At 68.8% G+C, this 1,009-nt stretch carries 1 protein-coding gene; it reads right to left on the bottom strand.

Going from position 1 to position 1,009, the window contains the following annotated elements; all coding sequences use genetic code 11:
• Positions 1-907 (bottom strand): IS1380 family transposase (locus GH815_RS18700; RefSeq protein WP_153750232.1); only part of this gene is annotated, 907 nt, incomplete at its 3' end.
• Between the last annotated feature and the right edge of the window lie 102 nt (positions 908-1,009).

Genomic DNA, 1,009 nt, shown 5'->3' with positions numbered 1-1,009 from the left:
CCCAGGTCTCGGCCTGGTAGCGCAGCTCGTGCAGCCACATCCGTGGCACGGCCGGGCGCCCCCCGACAGGGCGTTTCATGTGGGGCGCAGCCTCGCGGTCCAGCGCCGGGTTGGCGCGCAGTCGCGAGACGTAGTCGATCCCGCGCGCCTCGAGCCCCGCCAGCAGGGTGGCGGAGGGGAAGCCCGCATCGATGCGCAGCATGGCGACTTCGCAGAGGCTGGCCTGCGCCCGGTCGACCACGTCGAGGATCACGTCGAGCGCGCCTTCCGCGGTGCCGACATTGCCCGCCCTCAGCCGTGCATCCAGCATGTCGCCGGTCTCGGCGATCGAGGTGATGAGCGGATGGTAGATGCGGGCGTTGTAATGGCCGTTCCACTCGGCCTTCGGCTGGTGGCCATGAACCTCGATCGGCAGGCTGTCCACGTCCAGCGTCACCTTCGGCAGGCGCTTGCCGGCGTTCCGCGCCCGAACGCCCCGGCCGGCCAGGTCCAGGACCGCTTCGCGCAGGACCTTCAGATTGGCCGGCGCCGCCATGATCGCCGTGAAGCGCGAAAGCGTGGGCTGCGAGGCCAGCCCCGGACCGCCGAGCGGCGTCATCCCGGCTGCCGAACTCACCGCCAGCCGGAAGGCTGGGTCGTGACGGAGCGCATCGGCATCGTCATGGTCGCGCCAGCCCTGGGCGGCCAGCAGGATCGCCGTGCGCAGGAGCGAGGCCAGATCATGCGTGACATCCTGCGGCCGCCGCGGATCGGCCAGACGATCGGTCATCCAGTCCACGATGCCGCTGTTCTCGAGCACCTCGCGCAGAAGGATTGCACCGGGATCTCCTGTCAGCCGCTCTGCCCGGCTCTCGATCCGAAGAGAGCGATTGAACCGGGGCGCCACCGGCGATAGCGTTTCACCCATGCGTGCGTCCGATGCTGCTGTGAGGTCTGGTCTAGCAGCTTGAAACTACAGCGCTTTCAGGCGCACGCAACTTTTCCGGCCGAATTGGACGAATAAGCCGGG

Origin of the sequence: Rhodovulum strictum (genome assembly GCF_009649175.1) — a bacterium.
Lineage (GTDB): Bacteria > Pseudomonadota > Alphaproteobacteria > Rhodobacterales > Rhodobacteraceae > Rhodovulum > Rhodovulum strictum.
This window is presented reverse-complemented; position numbering and strand designations above follow the sequence as displayed.